This window comes from Allobosea sp. WAO (genome assembly GCF_001509835.1).
In the GTDB taxonomy this organism is placed as follows: domain Bacteria; phylum Pseudomonadota; class Alphaproteobacteria; order Rhizobiales; family Beijerinckiaceae; genus Allobosea.
Genome location: NZ_JXTJ01000007.1, coordinates 147527 through 165856, shown reverse-complemented (window position 1 = coordinate 165856; position 18330 = coordinate 147527). Strand labels below are relative to the sequence as shown.

Annotated in this window: 16 protein-coding genes; 9 read left to right on the top strand and 7 right to left on the bottom strand. The window is 65.2% G+C overall.

Annotated features, from left to right (window positions below; all coding sequences use genetic code 11):
* Positions 1-7 precede the first annotated feature (7 nt).
* Complete coding sequence (locus DK26_RS13240) at positions 8-202, bottom strand: hypothetical protein (protein WP_066472941.1); 195 nt, start codon at positions 200-202, stop codon at positions 8-10.
* An 8-nt stretch (positions 203-210) separates the two neighbouring features.
* Positions 211-468, bottom strand: coding sequence for a hypothetical protein (locus DK26_RS13235; RefSeq protein WP_066472940.1), 258 nt, complete (start codon positions 466-468; stop codon positions 211-213).
* 146 nt (positions 469-614) lie between these two features.
* Between DK26_RS13235 and DK26_RS29005 the strand changes: the two genes are divergently transcribed.
* Entirely contained in the window at positions 615-917 is a 303-nt protein-coding gene (locus DK26_RS29005; protein WP_184231700.1) for a hypothetical protein, read from the top strand.
* Positions 914-1666 carry a hypothetical protein gene (locus DK26_RS13230; RefSeq protein WP_066472938.1) on the top strand — a complete coding sequence of 251 codons (753 nt, stop codon included), beginning with the start codon at positions 914-916 and terminating at the stop codon, positions 1664-1666. The genes DK26_RS29005 and DK26_RS13230 overlap by 4 nt, the downstream gene beginning before the upstream one ends.
* A gap of 3 nt (positions 1667-1669) precedes the next feature.
* Here DK26_RS13230 and DK26_RS13225 read toward each other — a convergent pair whose 3' ends face one another.
* A complete protein-coding gene (locus DK26_RS13225) occupies positions 1670-1885 on the bottom strand; it encodes a hypothetical protein (protein ID WP_066472936.1) in 216 nt (71 codons plus the stop codon).
* 132 nt (positions 1886-2017) lie between these two features.
* Between DK26_RS13225 and DK26_RS13220 the strand changes: the two genes are divergently transcribed.
* From DK26_RS13220 to DK26_RS29000, 5 genes are all read left to right on the top strand, one after another.
* A complete protein-coding gene (locus tag DK26_RS13220; RefSeq protein ID WP_066472935.1) occupies positions 2018-2404 on the top strand; it encodes an STAS/SEC14 domain-containing protein in 387 nt (128 codons plus the stop codon).
* Between the two features lie 129 nt (positions 2405-2533).
* Positions 2534-2833, top strand: coding sequence for a hypothetical protein (locus DK26_RS13215; RefSeq protein WP_066472934.1), 300 nt, complete (start codon positions 2534-2536; stop codon positions 2831-2833).
* 964 nt (positions 2834-3797) lie between these two features.
* Positions 3798-4112 (top strand): GIY-YIG nuclease family protein, encoded by a 315-nt coding sequence (locus DK26_RS13210; RefSeq protein ID WP_349236327.1) that lies wholly within the window; start codon positions 3798-3800, stop codon positions 4110-4112.
* 234 nt (positions 4113-4346) lie between these two features.
* A complete protein-coding gene (locus tag DK26_RS28535) occupies positions 4347-5315 on the top strand; it encodes a pentapeptide repeat-containing protein (protein WP_083533205.1) in 969 nt (322 codons plus the stop codon).
* Positions 5281-6048, top strand: a complete 768-nt coding sequence (locus DK26_RS29000; protein WP_157089645.1) for a hypothetical protein — start codon at positions 5281-5283, stop codon at positions 6046-6048. Before DK26_RS28535 ends, DK26_RS29000 begins: the two co-directional genes overlap by 35 nt.
* A gap of 283 nt (positions 6049-6331) precedes the next feature.
* Here DK26_RS29000 and uvrB read toward each other — a convergent pair whose 3' ends face one another.
* Positions 6332-9046, bottom strand: coding sequence for an excinuclease ABC subunit UvrB (gene uvrB, locus DK26_RS13205; RefSeq protein WP_083533204.1), 2715 nt, complete (start codon positions 9044-9046; stop codon positions 6332-6334).
* 138 nt (positions 9047-9184) lie between these two features.
* On the opposite strand from uvrB, the gene DK26_RS13200 reads away from it, so the two are divergent.
* Positions 9185-12625: a DNA methyltransferase gene (locus DK26_RS13200; RefSeq protein WP_066472932.1), complete on the top strand. Its 3441-nt coding sequence runs from the start codon at positions 9185-9187 to the stop codon at positions 12623-12625.
* Between the two features lie 156 nt (positions 12626-12781).
* Positions 12782-14098 (top strand): esterase-like activity of phytase family protein, encoded by a 1317-nt coding sequence (locus DK26_RS13195; RefSeq protein ID WP_248309975.1) that lies wholly within the window; start codon positions 12782-12784, stop codon positions 14096-14098.
* A 25-nt stretch (positions 14099-14123) separates the two neighbouring features.
* On the opposite strand, the gene aspT is transcribed toward DK26_RS13195, so the two are convergent.
* From aspT to DK26_RS13180, 3 genes are all read right to left on the bottom strand, one after another.
* Positions 14124-15791 (bottom strand): aspartate-alanine antiporter, encoded by a 1668-nt coding sequence (gene aspT / locus DK26_RS13190; protein ID WP_083533203.1) that lies wholly within the window; start codon positions 15789-15791, stop codon positions 14124-14126.
* A 124-nt stretch (positions 15792-15915) separates the two neighbouring features.
* On the bottom strand, positions 15916-17136 hold the full coding sequence (locus tag DK26_RS13185; RefSeq protein WP_157089644.1) for a hypothetical protein: 1221 nt from the start codon (positions 17134-17136) through the stop codon (positions 15916-15918).
* A gap of 195 nt (positions 17137-17331) precedes the next feature.
* The gene (locus DK26_RS13180) at positions 17332-18270 is read right to left on the bottom strand and encodes an aldo/keto reductase (protein WP_066472924.1); all 939 of its coding nucleotides are present in this window, start codon (positions 18268-18270) and stop codon (positions 17332-17334) included.
* Between the last annotated feature and the right edge of the window lie 60 nt (positions 18271-18330).

Sequence of the window (18330 nt, the reverse complement as noted above, 5' to 3'; positions counted from 1 at the left end):
CATGACCTCAGTATAGCGTGTGGCAGGACCAGTGGGTGATGCCGATTTGCTCGAGCGTCACCTGCCGGACCGATCGACGCTGCGCCTCGGCGTCGATCGAAAATGAAGGCTGGTCGTGCCAGCGCGGTGCGCCGGGCACGGCGGGCAGGGCGTCACCGAGCCAATGCGCGAGGCGCCGGCGCAGGGTTTCGAGCACGGACATCACCCGCCTCAGGCCGCCAGCCGCGTCTGGCCCTGGCGGCGCGGGGCCGCCAGCAAACGGGCGGCCCGCTCGGCCGCGCCCGGCGTCGCGAAGCGCTCGCCCTCGAGCCGGTCGAAGGCCGAAGCCGCCGAGATGAAGGTGAAGAGGCGCTCGCCGGCGCGGCGCGCCACCAGCCCGGCCTGGGTCTCGCCGACCTCGATGACATAAGCGAGCGTCGGCTGGGCAGTGGCGGGCTGATCGGATGCAAGGAAAGTGAGCTGCGACATGACATGACCTCCGCCGCGTTGCGGCGTCTCGAAGGATGAATCTGTTCGGAAAAAACTCCGCCGCGTAGGCGGCCTCAGCGCTTGCTCAGCGCCGACAACAGAACATCATCGAACGGAGCGTCGGTCCGATCGGAGGAAAGGAATGCTTGGTCATGTTGCTCTCCGCTTTAGCGTTTGGTGACGCGGCGCAAGCTGCTCGCTCAAATCTCCGCGGCCGCAGGGCTGAGCCCGACGACACGATCAACCTAGCCAAGGTCGTTCTGCATGTCAATCCAAACGTTCTTTTAAAGAGACTTTCTAATCTGGAAGGCTGTTCTGCCGAGGGGCGCCGTAGCAAAAAATTCTTGCGTGGCGGCATGGCCGGCGCATGGCGGCGCCCGTTCTGGCGCGCGGCGGCTCCAACCTGCTATCGTCCCGCCATGGCTATTCGAGATTCGGACCTCGCATGAACCAGGCGGTGCGCGGCGTCAGCATCGCCGACGGGCGGATGACGGTCGACGGGGTCACCGGCGCCTTCATCCAGGCCGTCGGCCGCCCGCTCGCTCTGGAGGCGGACGGGCTCGCTCTGGTGCGCGGCCATGTCTGGCGCGAGGGCGTGCGGCACGAGGCCAACCGCATCGAGGCTCGCGCCCGGCCGCGCGAGGCGAGCCTGCACCGTGCCGGCTATCCCGGCGAGGCCCATGACATCGCCCTGACCATCCGGCCCTTCCCGACCGAAGGTGCGCAGGCGCCGCTGCTCCGCCTCGGCCTTTCCGGCGATACGCAGGAGGCCGGGCTCGATCAGAACTACCGCGCCGATCTCTTCCTGCCGCAGCCGCTCTTCGCCGAACTCGGCCGCGACCTCGCCGCGAGCGCGCCCGAACCCCTGCACCTGTCGCTCAGCGCCGCCACCGATCTCTGGCTGCGCGAGGCCGAGCCCGAGGCGCTGCCGGGAAGGCCGCTCGCCTTCCATCTCGGGCTCGAAGCCGCCAGCGGCCGCAGCGCCAGCGGCCATGGCCGGGTCGAGTCGATCGAATGGAGCAGGGCCGGCCTCCGTAGCGGCACTGCACCGGCTGATCCCGATGCGGCCGCTGCTGAAGCCGACCCCGAAGAGGAACCGGATGATCCGGTTTCCGAGCAGCTCAGGCGGATCAACTGGAGCCTGAAGCAGGTCCTGATCGTCCTCGCCTTCCTGATGCTGATCGTCGCGCTGAAATAGGGCTCATTCGCCCTGCGAGCGCTGGTTGCCTTGCGTCTCGTAGACCTGCTCGTTCTCGATCCATTTGCCGTCCAGGCCGCGGCCGCGATTGAGCTGCGTCTTGTCGCGATTGGAGAGCACCTTGTGGTCGGGCAGCGAGACCGGCCGCGTGCTCGTCGCGCCGGTTCCGTCTCCCTTGCCCTTGATGCTCGGGCCGAGCTTCCCGCCGGCATTGGCCATCATCATCTCCTTTGCGTGCAGTGCCCCCCGCTGAGCCAACGCCCCGCCGCGCCGAAGGTTCGCCGCGAACTTCTGCCGCAGCTTTGCGTTGTTCGGGGTGCAGGCCAGGAGCTTGCAAGGCAGGAGCCCGCAATGCTCGACATCCTACCCGCGGCCGATCATGTCGCGGCCTTCCGCATCACCGGCACGCTGACCGAGCCGGATTTCGACCGGCTGATCGCCGAGATCGAGGCCAAGCTCGAACGGCATGAGAAGCTCGGCATCTTCGCCGATCTCACTGGCTTCGAGGACATGACCTTCCGCGCCGGCCTGAAAGATGCCCGCTACGGTTTTGGCAAGATCCTGCAATGGCACCGTTTCCCACGCGAGGCTGTCGTCACCGACAAGGGCTGGATCGAGACCCTGGTCGCGATCGCGAGCCCGCTCGTGCCCTTCGTCGAGGTCCGGAGCTTCAAGCCCGGCGCTTTCGACGCGGCGCTCGCCTGGGCGAGCGAGATCGAGGGCGGGCCCGACGCCTGATTCCCTGATTCCATCCCGAGCCGGCGGAAACGCGCCGGTCCCAAGATGAACGGCAGCCGACTGGCCCGTTCAGGCGGGGTTCCGTGCCCCGCTGGTCAAATCCCCACAACAGACGAAGGAGACAAAGCCATGCGTCACATTCTCATCGCCGCGGCCATCGCACTCGGCGCCGCCGCCACCCCGGCCGTCGCCGGCGAGGCGTTTGGCGGCGCCAGCAGGCTCGACAAGCTCGAGGCGACCTATGTCCGCCACAACCGCGAGCACCGGATGTGGGAGATCCAGCGCAACATGGAGCGCCAGGACCGCTATGAGCGCCGCCATCGCTATCGCGACGGCTACGGCTATGGCTATGGCCGCCGCCATGGCGGCCCGCCGCCCTGGGCCCCGGCCCATGGCCGCCGCCACCGCGACGCCTACGACCGCTGGTAAGGCGGCCCCGCGCCCTTCGTGCCCCTGTTCCCCACAAGCGAAGGGCGCGGGAACTTTCAGCTTCCTTCTCCCACCCATCTCGGGCCTGCCCGAGATGGGCACTCTAGGTGGCTCATGTCGGAAACATCCGACATGAGCGGGGGAGAAGGTCCGGCAGGGGATGAGGGCGGTTCGACCGGGTGAGACGCCTTTGCTTCCTTCATCCGGCAGCTCCACGCCAACTCCCTTCCCCCTTGCGGGGAAGGGTTGGGGATGGGGGGGCGAACGACTGGGTACGAAACTGCCGGTAGAAGCGTCACGGCGAACCGGCGCCCGCGCGTTCCGACTTTCCGCCCCCCACCCCTGCCCCTCCCCGCAAGGGGGAGGGGTTCGCCCAAGCGTCGTCCCCGCCCGCAGGCTCGTCCCGCGGGCGTTGTCGCATCTGAGGGGCAGCGGAGCGCCGCGAGGCGCGTTTGGTGATCCGCTTCCGTGACCGGGAGCGGCGCGGATGGATTGAGCCACCATCCGCACGCCCCGTGGCGCTCCGCCGGCGGCGATTTGAAAACTCCGGGCCGCGCTTCATTCGGACCTTGCCCCGATCCCGCTCGTCGCCTTCGCCTGTTCCCCTCATCGGGTTGTCGCATCGGCGCTCGGGCGGTTCACGATCGGCGGCAGGTCCAGCTAGCGAGCTCCTCGCGCAGGGATCGTAGTGTCCCCAGGTCGGTTCCCGAAGCCTCCCGGGACCGGGTTGCAAGCCCGGCCGCAGGCGCCGCACCCACCCCGCCAAACGACATGCCTCCGGTCGGCCGCCCCTCGGGGATGGGATGCGGGGGATTATACGGGCGGTTGGGATGACGGGGATAAGTTGCCCCCGTTTCCCTGCTTTACCCTCCCCGTCATGGTCGGGCTTGTCCCGACCATCCACGCCTTTGCATCCGAGCGACGGGGCACCGAGCTGGCGGGCATGTCATCAGCGCCGCAAGACATGGATGCTCGGCACAAGGCCGAGCATGACGGGAAAGGCGTCGGCACTCTTGCCGCTCGCCGGACCACCCGCCATCCTGCCGGCATGAGGCGCAAGGGTGGCTGGGTCTACATCATGACCAACCGGCCGAACGGCACGCTCTATCTCGGCGTGACGAGCGATCTGGCGCACCGTGTCCGCGAGCATCGCGAGGGGCTGCTCGCCGGCTTCACCAGGACAGACGGCCTCAAGCGCCTCATCTGGTACGAATGGCATGACGAGATCGAAGCCGCGATCCAGCGCGAGACCTCGATGAAGCGCTGGTATCGCACTTAGAGAACACACGATCATAGCGGGCAATCCAGACTAGGACGACCTTCACGACGAGCTGGCGCGAGCGTTGGCTCAGCCGGTCGTCCGCGATATGTGCACTTCTTCTTGATTGTGCAAGCATCAGGATGCTTCAATATTCCTGCCCGCACGTGTTTGCAATTTGGAGAGGGGTGGCTTGGGCTAGCGGGAAAAGCGTTCTACAAAAACGCATTCGTCGCTGCTGGAAAAGGGCGAGTCATGGAAGCAATACTGAGGATTGCAGAAAACATTCAGACGCCGTTGTCTATTGGAGCGTTGGCGGTTCTTTGTTTTTTTGGACTTTTTAAGTTAATTATAGATAAGCTTCCCATAGAGAAGATGATAAAGAAAGATACATATGATATTCTTAAATATTCTATTAAATTAATATTTGCTATTTCTTTAATTGGATTAGTTCTAGGAATTTTATTGCATGGATTAACGACGGTCCTTAATTGGTCAAACGAGAAAAGGATACAAGTCTCGTTAGAGAAGCTTGAAACTCTATCGTCTGAGAATCGCGAGGCGATTATACGTAACGCTATTGGATTTAGATACTATAATCAAAATTCTATATCAGGACATTGTTCTATTATTGCTACAATGGTTCGAAATTCACCAAATATGTCAAATGATTTTACGAGAGCCAGAGTTGATGTGCAGGCTGCAGTCGAATATCTGAGCTATAATATTAAGAATAAGAAATGCAGTAATGTTGATTTAACTGGAAGCGATCTTCGCAGATTAATTTTGCCCGATGGGGATTTGTCAACATCAATAATGACGGAATCTAAGCTTCAAGAGGCAAATTTTAGGGGAGCAAAATTCTATGATGCGAGACTGATCGGTGCAAACCTATCAGGCGCATCACTAAGGCAGGCGAGGTTGAGAGGCGCCTATCTGAATGGCGCGACTTGGGCGGGGGTCATCCTAACGGATGCTGATCTAACGCATGCGAAAGGTCTGGCGGGCGCAGATTTGAAGACGGTCTTGATGGATAGAGCTGTCCTTGATAGCGTTGATCTTCGAGGGGCTAAGTTCTCAATGCATTCTGTTCGCGGTATTTCGTTGAAGGGCGCTGATTTAAGAGGGGCTGACCTAAGTCTCGTAAAAGGAATCTGTAAGGAAAGTTACAAGGAGGCTATGATAGACAATGACACAAAACCTCCCGAGACATATGAATGCTGAAAATACTCGTCGAGATTTTATAATTCGAGCGACGTCGGTAGGGGTCGCTCTATGTAGTAGTCCTGCTGTGGGGAACGCACAATATAGTAAGCGTATGTTTTCTTATATTGGACAGAGTGGCGTTCCATCTGCATCGGGTATGTTTCTTGGTGTTCTTTATTCTGCAGATGATACAACGCATCGTGCTGAAATTCAAAAAATTCGTGAAAAATGTAGTTATTGGAGAAAGCTTTTATCGAGATCGACTGATAAATGGAAGATTAAATATTCACATCAAATTATTGATTATATACTTTCACAGGATAGTATTCGATATTTCTGCGCGCGAATCGAGAACGCTATTTGGCCGGATGATCCCGCCGAAAAGGACGCTGTTCGGTTGTCTTGTTATGCTGCGCTGATTTCACAATCAGGAATGCTTAGATCTGCCCTTCCTGTTTCTGTTTCTCTCAAGTATACAGAGAAAAATCCTCACGACAGGAGATTGGCAAGAGGGCTGCAAGATTTTGTGTCTCGAGAAAACGATCAAAATCGTGTTATCAAAGCAGATAACGAACTAATCGAGATATCGCAATTCTTGACGGGGCTTGCTCGATATGAATTCGCCGTGATGAGATCGGCGCGCCGTGCTGAGATCAACAGATACTTGCGCGAAAAGCTATCAGTCCGAACACTCTCGGTCGATGAGCTGAGTCAAAATGCCAAATTCCGTATGCAAACTATAAGAGTATAGAACGCCAGCGGGCTAATACGGTCGCATAGCCACCCAAAGCCCGCCAGCGTCGCATTTATTCTGAACTCACACAGCCAAGCCTGTCAAGCGAGTAGCATTTGCGCTCGATATTCTGCGCCCAAAAAGTTCGAAAACTCCGATAGAGCGGCAGTGGGACGCACTAGCGCACTATCGGCCAGTCTCCCGATACATTCGCGAGCTACTGTCGTTGCAATTCATCATCACCGTCTGTGAATGTCGTGGAAAATCCTTCGACTAGATGTGGATCACACTCGGCCATGTTCTACTTCCGCCTTCCCCGTCTCTCCCCCGCCCCCTTGGGCCGCGATTCCGGCACCGGGCCCATCTCGTCGAGCCCGGGCTTGCGCGGTCGCGCCACGCGGGCGAGCGGCTTTGCTTCGCCGCCGCCCCAGTTGTGCGGGCCCATATCGGCCTCGGTCGGCTTGCGGGCTCTCGTCGGCAGGTTGGCCGAGGCGCCATAACTGCGCTCGCCCTGGTACTTGCCGGCGCTGCCCTCGACATCGCTCTGGCGGGCGAGCGGGTCGTCGGCGATGGCGAGCTCGGTCGCCTGCAGGCGCTTGATCTCGTCGCGCAGGCGCGCGGCGGTCTCGAATTCGAGGTCGGCGGCGGCTTCGCGCATGCGCTTCTCGAGATCGGCGATCGCCGCCTTGAGGTTGTGGCCGGCGACCGGGCCCTCGACCAGGCCCTTGTCGACGGTGACATGGTCGCGCTCATAGACCGAGCCGAGGATGTCGCCGATGGCGCGCCGGATCGTCTGCGGCGTGATGCCGTGCTCGGCGTTGTAGGCCTCTTGCTTTTCGCGCCGGCGATTGGTCTCGGCCATCGCTCGTTCCATCGAGCCGGTGATGTGGTCGGCATAGAGGATGACCTTGCCGTCGACATTGCGGGCGGCGCGGCCGATGGTCTGGATCAGCGAGGTCTCCGAGCGGAGGAAACCTTCCTTGTCGGCGTCGAGAATGGCGACGAAGCCGCATTCGGGAATGTCGAGGCCCTCGCGCAGCAGGTTGATGCCGACCAGCACGTCGAACGCGCCGAGGCGCAGGTCGCGCAGGATCTCGATGCGCTCGATCGTGTCGATGTCGGAGTGCATGTAGCGCACCCGCACGCCGTTCTCGTGCAAATATTCGGTCAGGTCCTCGGCCATGCGCTTGGTCAGCACGGTGACGAGGGTGCGGAAGCCCTTTTCGGTGACCTCCTTGATCTCGTCGAGGAGGTCGGCGACCTGGTGCTTGGCGGGCCTGATCTCGACCGGCGGGTCGATCAGCCCGGTCGGGCGGATGACCTGCTCGGTGAAGACGCCGCCGGTCTGCTCCATCTCCCATGAGCCGGGCGTGGCCGAGACATGCACCGAGGCGGGGCGCATCGCGTCCCATTCCTCGAAGCGCAGGGGCCGGTTGTCCATGCAGGAGGGCAGGCGGAAGCCGTATTCGGCCAGCGTCGCCTTGCGGCGGAAGTCGCCCTTGTACATCGCGCCGATCTGCGGAACCGTGACATGGCTTTCGTCGGTGAAGACGAGGGCGTTGTCGGGCAGGTATTCGAACAGGGTCGGCGGCGGCTCGCCCGGCTTGCGGCCGGTGAGATAGCGCGAATAGTTCTCGATGCCGTTGCAGGAGCCGGTGGCCTCGATCATCTCGATGTCGAAGGTGCAGCGCTGGTCGAGCCGCTGCGCCTCGAGATAGCGGCCCATGCGGTTGAGCTCGTCGAGCCGGCCCTTCAGCTCCTCCTTGATCGACTTCACCGCCTGGTTCAGCGTCGGGCGCGGCGTGGTGTAGTGCGAATTGCCGTAGACCTTGATGAATTCGAGCTCGCCGGTCTTCTGCCCGGTGAGCGGGTCGAATTCCGAGATGCTCTCGATCTCGTCGCCGAACAGGCCGATGCGCCAGGCGCGGTCCTCATAGTGGGCCGGGTAGAGCTCGACCGTGTCGCCGCGCACGCGAAAAGTGCCGCGCGCAAAATCGTGCTGGACGCGCTTGTATTGCAGCGCCACGAGGTCGGCGATCAGCTGGCGCTGCTCGATGCGCTCGCCGAGCTTCAGCGAGAAGGTCATCGCCGTATAGGTCTCGACCGAGCCGATGCCGTAGATGCAGGAGACCGAGGCGACGATGATCACGTCGTCGCGTTCGAGCAAAGAGCGCGTCGCCGAATGGCGCATCCGGTCGATCTGCTCGTTGATCGAGGATTCCTTCTCGATATAGGTGTCCGAGCGCGGCACATAGGCCTCGGGCTGGTAGTAGTCGTAATAGGAGACGAAGTACTCGACCGCGTTGTCGGGGAAGAAGCTCTTGAACTCGCCGTAGAGCTGCGCCGCCAATGTCTTGTTCGGGGCGAGGATCAGCGCCGGGCGCTGCGTCTCCTCGATCACCTTGGCCATGGTGAAGGTTTTTCCGGAGCCGGTGACGCCGAGCAGCACCTGGTCGCGCTCTTGCCGGCTGATGCCGTCGACGAGATCGGCGATCGCGGTCGGCTGGTCGCCTGATGGAGAGAAATCGCTCTTCATCTGAAAACGCACGCCGCCTTCCGATTTCTCGGGGCGGGCCGGGCGGTGCGGCACCCAGGCCTTGCCGGGCTCGATGAACGGGCTGCCGGTCTCCAGCAGCGCCTGCAGCGACTGCGCCGTCAGCGAGGCCGCGGTCTCGCCATCCGAGCCGGCGAAGGCGGCGTCGGCCTTCTTCGAGAGCTTGCGCTTCTTGGTCTCGCCGGCATCGCCCGGCCGCGCCTCATAGCCGGCCTGCGGCGTGTCCTTGAAGCCAGAGGCGCCGCCCGGCACCGCCGTGCCGCGGTTGATCGCCGGGTTGAGCAGGTCGGCGAGATAGCCTTCCAGCGGCTTCAGCTCCGGCTTCGTTGCCTTGGAATTGGGCGTGCGCGCGCTCGCCGGCTTCTTCGCGGGCTTCTTGGCCGCGGGCTTTGCGGCCTCGGCGGCGGGGCGTTCCGCCTCGGGCGAGACGGTGTCGGAGCTGGCATCGGGGCGCTTTGGCATGGCCGCAATATGGGCGCAGATCGCCGCCGATGCGAGGGGGTGGGTACGCGCTCCCTCTCGATTGATGACAGGAGTTGACAGGAGACGATTTGCTCGCATTAGTTGTAATAAAAGGTGATGCAATCAAAGGGAGCGGCCATGCCGGGGGGCGGGGCTGGGACCGATGCGGCGGCCGTCGACGCCTTCATCGCGAAATGGCGTGTCTCGGAGGGCGCGGAGCGGGCCGCCTACGCGCAGTTCCTGACCGAGTTCTGCCGATTGATCGGCGCCGAGACGCCGCTTCCGCCGACCAGCGATGCCGAGGCGGTGACCTATCGCTTCGAATATCCGGTCGCCTTCCAGGATGCGGCCGGCACGAGCGGCACCGGCCGCATCGACCTCTACAGGAAGTCCTGCTTCGTGCTCGAGGCCAAGCAGAGCCGGCTCAAGGGCCAGCGCAAGGAGATCCTGCTGGCCGAGGAGGGTGCGGAAGAACGCTCGGCCGCGCCGCGCGGCCGCCGCGGCGCCGACCGCTCGCTCGACGTCATGATGCTGCACGCCAAGCGCCAGGCCGAGCATTATGCTCGCGCCCTGCCGGCCTCGCATGGCTGGCCGCCCTTCGTCATCCTCTGCGATGTCGGGCACTGCTTCGAGTTCTATGCCGACTTTTCCGGCCAAGGGAAGAACTACGCCCAGTTCCCCGACCGGCACCGCTTCCGCGTCTATCTCGACGATCTCAGAGATCCGGCGATCCGGGCCCGGGTCGCCCGGATCTGGTCCGACCCCGCCGCGCTCGACCCCGCCCGCCATGCCGCGCTGGCGACACGCCAGATCGCGCTGCGTCTCGCCGCGGTCTCGAAAGCGCTCGAGCGGCGCTACGATGCCGAGGATGTTGCGCTCTTCCTGATGCGCTGCCTCTTCACCATGTTCGCCGAGGATGTCGGGCTGATCCCGCGCGACAGCTTCAAAAGGCTGCTGCGCGAATGCCTGGAGGCGCCGAGGAGCTTCAAGCCGCTGGTCGAGGATCTTTGGCGGGCCATGGATCGCGGCGACTTCTCCTCGGCGGTGCGGGCCCAGATCAAGCAGTTCAACGGCCGCATGTTCGCCGAGCCGCAGGTCTTCGCGCTCGGCCGGGACGGCATTGCTGAATTGCTGGCGGCGGCCGAGCACGACTGGAGCCTGGTCGAGCCGGCGATCTTCGGCGCCTTGCTCGAACAGGCGCTGGAGCCGGCCGAGCGGGCAAGGCTCGGCGCGCATTACACGCCGCGCGCCTATGTCGAGCGTCTGGTGGTCGAGACCGTGATCGCGCCGCTGCGCGACGATTGGCGGGCGGTGCTCGGCGCCGCCCAGCAGGCGCGCGATGGCGGCAGCGCACGGACGGCGCTGGCGCTGGTCGAGGCTTTCCATTTTAAGCTCTGCGAGACGCGCGTGCTCGACCCGGCCTGCGGCACCGGCAATTTCCTGCATGTCGCGCAGGATCTGATGAAGCGGCTCGAGGGCGAGGTGCTCGAGACCGCTGCCGAGCTCGGCGCCGTCGAGCAACTCGGCGGCTTCGCCGAACGCGGCGTCGGGCCGGGCCAGTTCTTCGGCATCGACGCCAATCGCCGGGCGGTGGCGATCGCCGACCTGATGCTCTGGATCGGCTATCTGCAATGGCATCTGCGGACGAGGGCCTACGCACCGCGCGAGCCGATCCTGCGGAAGCTGGCGCAGATCGTGCCGGGTGATGCCTTGCTGACCTGGGATGATTGGCCGGTGCCCTCGGTCGAGGCTGGCCGCGAGGTCGCCCCGGCCAATCCGCGCCCGCCGCCCTGGCCGGAGGCGGAGTTTATCGTCGGCAACCCACCCTTCATCGGCGGCAAGGATCTGCGCCGGCGCCTCGGCGACGGCTATGTCGCGGCGCTGCGGCTCGCCTGGCCGCAGATGAACGAGAGCGCCGACCTCGTCATGTATTGGTGGGAGCGCGCCGCCGCGCTGCTGACGGCGCCTGGCACGGTGCTGCGGCGCTTCGGCTTCGTCACCACCAACTCGATCACCCAGCTCTTCCAGCGTCGCACCGTCGAGCGCTATCTGGACGCGCGGGGCCCGGTCTCGCTGCTGCTGGCGGTGGCCGATCATCCCTGGACCAAGGCCGGCAAGGACGCCGCCGCGGTGCGCATCGCCATGACGGTGGCCGCTGCCGGCCGGCATGAGGGGCGGCTGCTCGAAGTCACCTCCGAGGCGGGCCTCGACAGCGATCAACCGCAGATCGGCTTCGCCGAACGGGCGGGGCGGATCAATGCCGACCTCACAATCGGCGCCGATGCGTCGCGTGCTCTGCCATTGCTGGGCAACGAGGCTCTGTGCTCGCCGGGCGTCAAGCTGCACGGGGCGGGCTTCATCGTCTCGCCGGAGGAGGCGGAGGCGCTCGGCCTCGGTCGGCGCCCCGGGCTCGAAGCCCATATCCGGCCCTATCGGAACGGGCGCGATCTCACCGCCCGTCCGCGCGGGGCTCTCGTCATCGACCTGTTCGGGCTCGATGCCGGAGAAGTCCGGGAGCGTTTCCCCGAGATCTACCAGCATCTTCGCCTGACCGTCGAACGGGACCGGCAAGCGCAGTTCGCGCGCTCGCCGACCGCCGATGCAAAATCCTACTTGGCCAAATGGTGGCAGTTCGGAAAGCCGCGTCAGGAGCTGCGGCCGGGGCTTTCCGGCCTGCAGCGCTACGTTGCCACGGTCGAAACCGCCAAGCATCGCGTCTTCCAGTTTCTCGACCAGTCGATCCTGCCGGACAACATGGTCATCGCGGTCGCGCTCTCGGACGCCTTCCATCTCGGCGTGCTGTCCTCGCGCATCCATCAGTCTTGGGCTCTACGCGCCGGTGGTTGGCTCGGCATCGGCAATGATCCCCGCTATTCCAAATCGCGCTGCTTCGATCCCTTCCCTTTCCCCGATGCGACGGAGACCCAGAAGCAGGCGATCCGCGAGCCGGCCGAGGCGCTCGACGCCTTGCGCAAGCAGGTGCTCGCGGCGCATCCCGGGCTGACGCTGACCGGGCTCTACAATGTCCATGAGAAGATCCGGGCGGGCCTGGCGCTGACGCCCGGCGACGAGGATGCCCGCGATCGCGGCCTCGTCGTGATCCTCGGCGAGCATCACGACGCCATCGATGCCGCGGTGGCCGCGGCCTATGGCTGGCCGGTCGATGCCGGTGTGGAGGAGGTGCTTTCCCGTCTTATCGCCCTCAACCGCGAGCGGCGCGGCGAGGAAGCGCGCGGCGCGGTGCGCTGGCTGCGGCCGGACTATCAGCGCCCGCGCTTCGGGGAAGGCGGGGGCATGGGCGAGCAGGTCGAGGCCGCCGAACTGCTGTCGCTTCCCGCGGCTACGGCCGGCAGGCCGGTCTTTCCCACCCAGCCGGTCGAGCGGGTCGCCGCCGTGCTCGCTGTCCTGGCCAAAGGTAGCGCGCCGCTCGATGCTGAGGCGATCGCCTTGCAGTTCCGGCAGGGGCTCAAGGTCCGCCCCGCCATTCGTGCCGTCCTGGTTTCGCTGGCGCGGGTCGGCGAAGTCTCGACGGCCGATGGCGGCGCACGCTTCGGGCGCCGCTTCGCTTCGCACGGCTAGAGCATTTTCAAGCCGGCGGATCGGCTGTCGCGCAAGCGTCACGCCGCTGTCGCGCGGCTGCAAACTCCGGGCGCGAAGCGGGGCCTTCCGCTCTTCCCAAACCCGGAGTCTTCCATGCGTCTGCGCCTCGCTGCCGCCCTGCTTCTGTCCTCGACCATGCTCGCCGGCGCGCAGGACGCGCAAAAGGAGTTTCCGGCCAAGCTGGTCGGCCACGCCCTGCTGCCGGCCAACACCATCATCCCGGCTCCGGCCGATGCGCCGGCCGATCTCAAGGTCTCCGGCAAGTTCATCACGCCCGGCAAGCGCGTCGAGCAGGTGGGCACGGTGATGGGCACCTCGGGCGGCCGTCCCACCGGCCTTTCCACCCCCTTCGCCGGCCAGCCCGTGCAGGGCTTCTCCGGCATCCGCTCGCTGGGCAATGGCGAGTTCCTGGTGCTGACCGACAATGGTTTCGGCGCCAAGGCGAACTCGCCGGACGCGATGCTGTTCTTCCACCGCCTCAAGGCCGATTTCGAGGGCGGCAAGATCGAGCGCCTGGCGACCACCTTCCTGCACGATTCCGACAAGAAGGTGCCGTTCCGCATCGCCAACGAGGGCACCGAGAAGCGCTACTTGACCGGCGCCGATTTCGATCCGGAATCGATCCAGCCGATCGGCAACAAGATCTGGATCGCCGAGGAGTTCGGTCCCTACCTCATCCGGGTCGACCAGAGCGGCAAGGTCGAGGCGGTGTTCGAGACAATGGTCGACGGCAAGCCGGCCCGCTCGCCCGACCATTACGCCGTGACCACGCCCGGCGCGCCCAACCTACCGGTCGAGTTCAATGTCCGTCGTTCCAAGGGCTATGAGGGCATGGCGCAGTCGCCGGATGGCCGCTTCCTCTATCCGCTGCTCGAAGGCCCGCTCTGGAATGCCGAGACCAAGGGCAATGAGGAGGTCGACGGCAAGGAAGTGCTGCGCATCCTCGAATTCGACGTGCAGAACGAGAAGTGGACCGGCCGCTCCTGGTTCTTCCCGCTCGCGCAGAAGGGCCTGGCCATCGGCGACTTCAACATGATCGACAGCACTACAGCGCTCATTGTCGAACGGGATAATGGCGAAGGCACCGCTGACAAGGCGTGCGCCGCCGGCCAGAAGGGCCCGGATTGCTTCCACGACCTCGCCAAGCACAAGCGCATCGTCAAGATCGAGATGACCGACGCCAATGTCGGCAAGGCGGTGCGCCGTATCGGCCATGTCGACCTGATGAAGATCGCCGATCCCGACAAGAAGGCGAAGCAGGGCGCGATCGACGGCGTGCTGCCCTTCCCGTTCTTCACCATCGAGAATGTCGACGTCGTCGATCTCGCCAATGGCATCATCGTCGTCGGCAACGACAACAACCTGCCGTTCTCCTCGTCGCGCGACCCGAAGAAGGCCGACGACAACGAGCTGGTGCTGCTTCAGGTCAAGGAGCTGCTCGCCGCCAAGTGAGGCGGTTTCGACCGCGCCGGGCTGCTCAGCCGATCAGCCCGGCCATGGCGACCACGACCGGCCCCATCAGGGGCAGCAGCACGTTCGAGATCGCATAGGTCACGGTGTAGCCGATCACCGGGATCGAATTGCCGGCAAGCGAGACCAGGGCGCTGATCGAGGGCGTGCTGCAATGCTGGCCGGCGATCGCGCCGAGCAGGATCGGCCCCTCGATCTTGAGCAGATAGCGGCCGATATAGAGCGAGGCCACCGCCGGCAGGGCCGAGACCAGGACCGAAAGCACCGGCAGGACGAGGCCGTACTGCTTGAGCAGGGCGAAGGCATCCGGCCCGACCGAAAGCCCGACGGCGGCGATGAACGTCGCCAGCCCGAAATCCTTCATGAAGGCAGCGGCCTCGGAGGGGATCGCGCCGCTCTGCGGCCGGTGCATATGCAGCCAGCCGAAGACCAGGCCGGAGACCAGCGCCCCGCCACCCGTGCCGAGTGTCAGGTTGAGCGCCCCGATCTTCAGGCTGAGCTCGCCGAGCAGCAGGCCGGCGACGATGCCTAGGCCGAGCATGACGAAATCGGTCGTCGCACTCGCCGACAGCAGATGGCCGAGCTCCGGGCCGGCGCGGGCGATCGCGTCGTCCGTGCCGTAGAGCGTCAGGATGTCGCCCTGCTCGAGCATGGTGCCCGGCAAGGCCGGGATGTTCTGGCCGAGCCGGCGGATCCGCGAGATGAAGACGCCGCGCCGCAGTTCTGCGCCGGCGAGCCGGTGCAGGTCGCGGATCCGGCGGCCGCGGACCTCGCGCCGGGTCAGAACCACCTCGCGTTCGACCAGCGGCACATTGGCGCCGACCGGTAGCGGCACCTCGGCGCCGAGCCGCTCGCTGATCGCGATGACGGCGCGCCGGCGGCCGACCACCAGTACGATGTCGTCGGCCTCCAGCATCGTCTCGGTGGTCGCCTTCTCGAAATTGCCGCCGCGCCCGACCAGCGTGATCGTCACGGCGCCGCTGACGCTGTTCTCGAAGGCGCCGACGCTGCTTCCGCCGATCGCGCCGGCGCGGAAGCCGCGCGAGACGATCTGCGGCACGCCGTTCTCCTTGGCCGTGTCGTCCTCGGCCCCGAGCTCGCGGGCAAGCGCTGCCGAGGCCTCGCGAACATTGATCCCGAGCAGCAGCGGGCCGATCTGCGTGGTGAAGACGACGATCGCGACGAGGCCGAACAGATAGGTGATGCTGTAGGCGGTCGCCATGTTGCCCTGCAGGCGGGTGATCTCGGCCGCAGGCAGAGCGAGGCGCGTCATCGCCTCGGAGGCGGTGCCGAGCACGGCGGATTCGGTGGCCGAGCCGGCGAAGAGCCCGGACGCCGTGCCGGCATCGAGGCCGAACAGCACGATCGCCGCGGCGAGCAGCAGCAGCACCGTGATGACCTCGACGAAGGACAGGATGCCGTAGCGCCAGCCGCCGCGGATATTGTTGAAGAATTGCGGGCCTGCGGTGAAGCCGAGCGCGTAGATGAACAGTGCGAAGGCGACGTTCTTCAGGTCCGGGCTGATGGTGACGCCGAGCTGGCCGATCGCCAATGCCACGAACAATGTGCCGCAGACGCCGCCGACCGCGACCGAGCCGATCCTGATCTTGCCGATCAGATGGCCGAGTGCCAGCGAAACGAACAGGGCGACAACCGGTTGCGCGATGAACGACACGATGAAGCCCCGCCATGTGCCAGCAGCGAGACTGACTATCGGCGGCGTTCCGTGCGCAGGCAAGATGGCCGGGAGAACAATGATCGCGCCGGGGAGCGGCGTTAGCGTCCGCCGATTGCCGGGGTCAGCAGATCGCGGCGCGCAGTGCCGGCGCCAGCAGCAGCTCCGAGGCCGAGCCGGTCTGGATCCAGCTCTTGGCCGAGGCGTCATCCTCGCGCGGGTCGATCCGCAGCACGATCTGTTCGAGGTCGCCGAGGCGGCAGAGCTGCTCGCGCGAGATCTCGGTGGTCATCGGCCCTTCCGGCTGGGAGCTGTCCTCGTTGCTGGCGACGATCGGCGCCGCGCCGGGCAGGCCGATTGTGACCGTGCGCAGCCGCGTCGCGATCGGCGCATTGCCGGAGAGCAGCCGCATCCGCAGGCCGACCTCGCCGGGCTGGCTGCCCTCGCGGACCGCGAGCTCGAGCCTGATCTCTCGGCCGCGATGCTGGCCGAAGCCGATATTGCCGAGGATCGCCGAGGCGATGCGGCGGTCGGCCGGGGCGGGCGCGGCCTCCGAGCGCTGTTCGGAGAAGATCGCGCTCGCCGGCGAAAGCTGCGTCGCGATCGTCGTCGCGCGCATCTCCTCGGGCCGCAGATAGCGCATCGTGTCGGCCGGGGTCGACACGGTCAGCTTCAGGAAGGATCGGTCGAGCCCCATCGCGTCGAGATGCCGGGCGATCTTGGCGTCGATCTCGCCGGTCGCCTGCTCCTGCTTGACGGTGCGGGTCTCCTTGCGCTCGTTGACCAGCTCGCGTCGCTCGACCATGCGGTCGCCCTCGCGCCTGCGCACGATCTGGTAATCGCGCACCGTCGTCGTCTCGGTCTCGAGAATGGTCTGCTGGTGCACCCCGATGCGCGATTGCGGCGGGATGATGCGCCTGACGCCGCCGGCGAGCACGAAGGTGCAGGCCGAGGAGCAGAGCGGGCTGCGCTCGTCGATGGTGCCGAGATTGGGGTCGCGCTGGGTCAGCACGGTGCGGGCAACCGCGATGTCGAGCCCCTGCTGGCGGATCAGCTCGCCCATCGCGATCGCGACCTCGACCGTGCCGCCGGTCGAATAGATCAGGATCGGCAGCTTGCGCCCGCCGAGCCCGGCAAGGGCGCGGCGCAGCTCCTCCAGCGTGTCGTTGGTAATCGCGCCCTGGGCCGAGAGCCATTCCCGGCAATGCGGCTCGCAGCCGGGCTCGGCGCTGCGCACGGCGACGATCCGCATCGGCTCCGGAGCCGGAGCCGGCTTGTCCTGCGCCACTGCCGGCAAGGCAAGCAGCGAGAGGGCGAGCGCCAGGCAGGAGGCGATGCGCGACACGATACCAGGAGACTCCATGAAGAGGGCGCGCAAGGGAACCCCAGGCGCGCCGATTTGACAACCGTTTCCGGCGCCCGAGCGTTCTCGGCGCCCAAGCGTTCTCGGCACGGTTGCGGCTTCGGCGGTAGGGCCGATGCTTCACACCGCCGGTTGGGCGGCTTTGAGGCGTTCTCGCGACCGACTAATGGCCCGCGCTCACGCTGTGATCTGGTCGATCTCCGCCAGCTCTTCGGTCGAGAGCCTCCATTCGGCCGCCTTCACATTGGCGGCGACCTGCTCCGGCCTGGTCGCGCCGGCGATGACGCTGGAGACCACGGGCTGCGCGGCGAGCCAGGAGAAGGCGAGCTCGACCATCGTCTTGCCGTGCTTCTCGCAGAAGGCGGAGAGCTTCTCCGTCTTGCGCCAGTTCTCCTCCGTCAGCACTTCGCCGGCGCGCTGCGCCTCGCGGGTCATGCGCGCGCCTTCCGGCATCGGCTGATTACGCTTGTACTTGCCGGTGAGCAGGCCGTTGGCGAGCGGGAAATACGGCAGGAGGCCCATGCCGAAATGCCTGATGGACGGGATCAGCTCCTTCTCGGCGCCGCGCACCAGCAGGCTGTACTCGTCCTGGCAGGAGGCGAAGCCCTCGATGCCACGGGTCTTTGCCGTCCAGTGGGCGTCGGCAACCTGCCAGCTCGGCAGGTTGGAGCAGCCGATATAGCGGACCTTGCCCTGGCGGATCAGGTCTTCGAGCGTGCGCAGCGTCTCCTGGATCGGCGTCAGCGGGTCAGGCCGGTGGATCTGGTAGAGGTCGATCCAGTCGGTCTTCAGCCGCTTCAGCGAGGCCTCGACCGCGTCCGTGATGTAGCGCCGCGAGCCGCCTCTCTTGATGCCTTCGGCGTCCATGTCCATGCCGAACTTGGTCGCCAGCACGATCTGCTTGCGGCGGGCGCCGAGCACCTCGCCGAGCGCGGTCTCGGAGCCACCGCGATTGCCGTAGATATCGGCGGTGTCGAACAGGGTGATGCCGTGCTCGATCGCGGCATCGACGACCTTGCGGGTCGCTTCAAGATCGATCCGGCCGCCGAAATTGTTGCAGCCGAGGCCGACGAGCGAGACGCGCAGGCCTGAGCGGCCGAGATTGCGGGTGAGCATGGCTTTTCTCCTCCTCCGAGAGCCGCACACAGGACCAGAGCCGTGGCGGGCCGGCAAGCG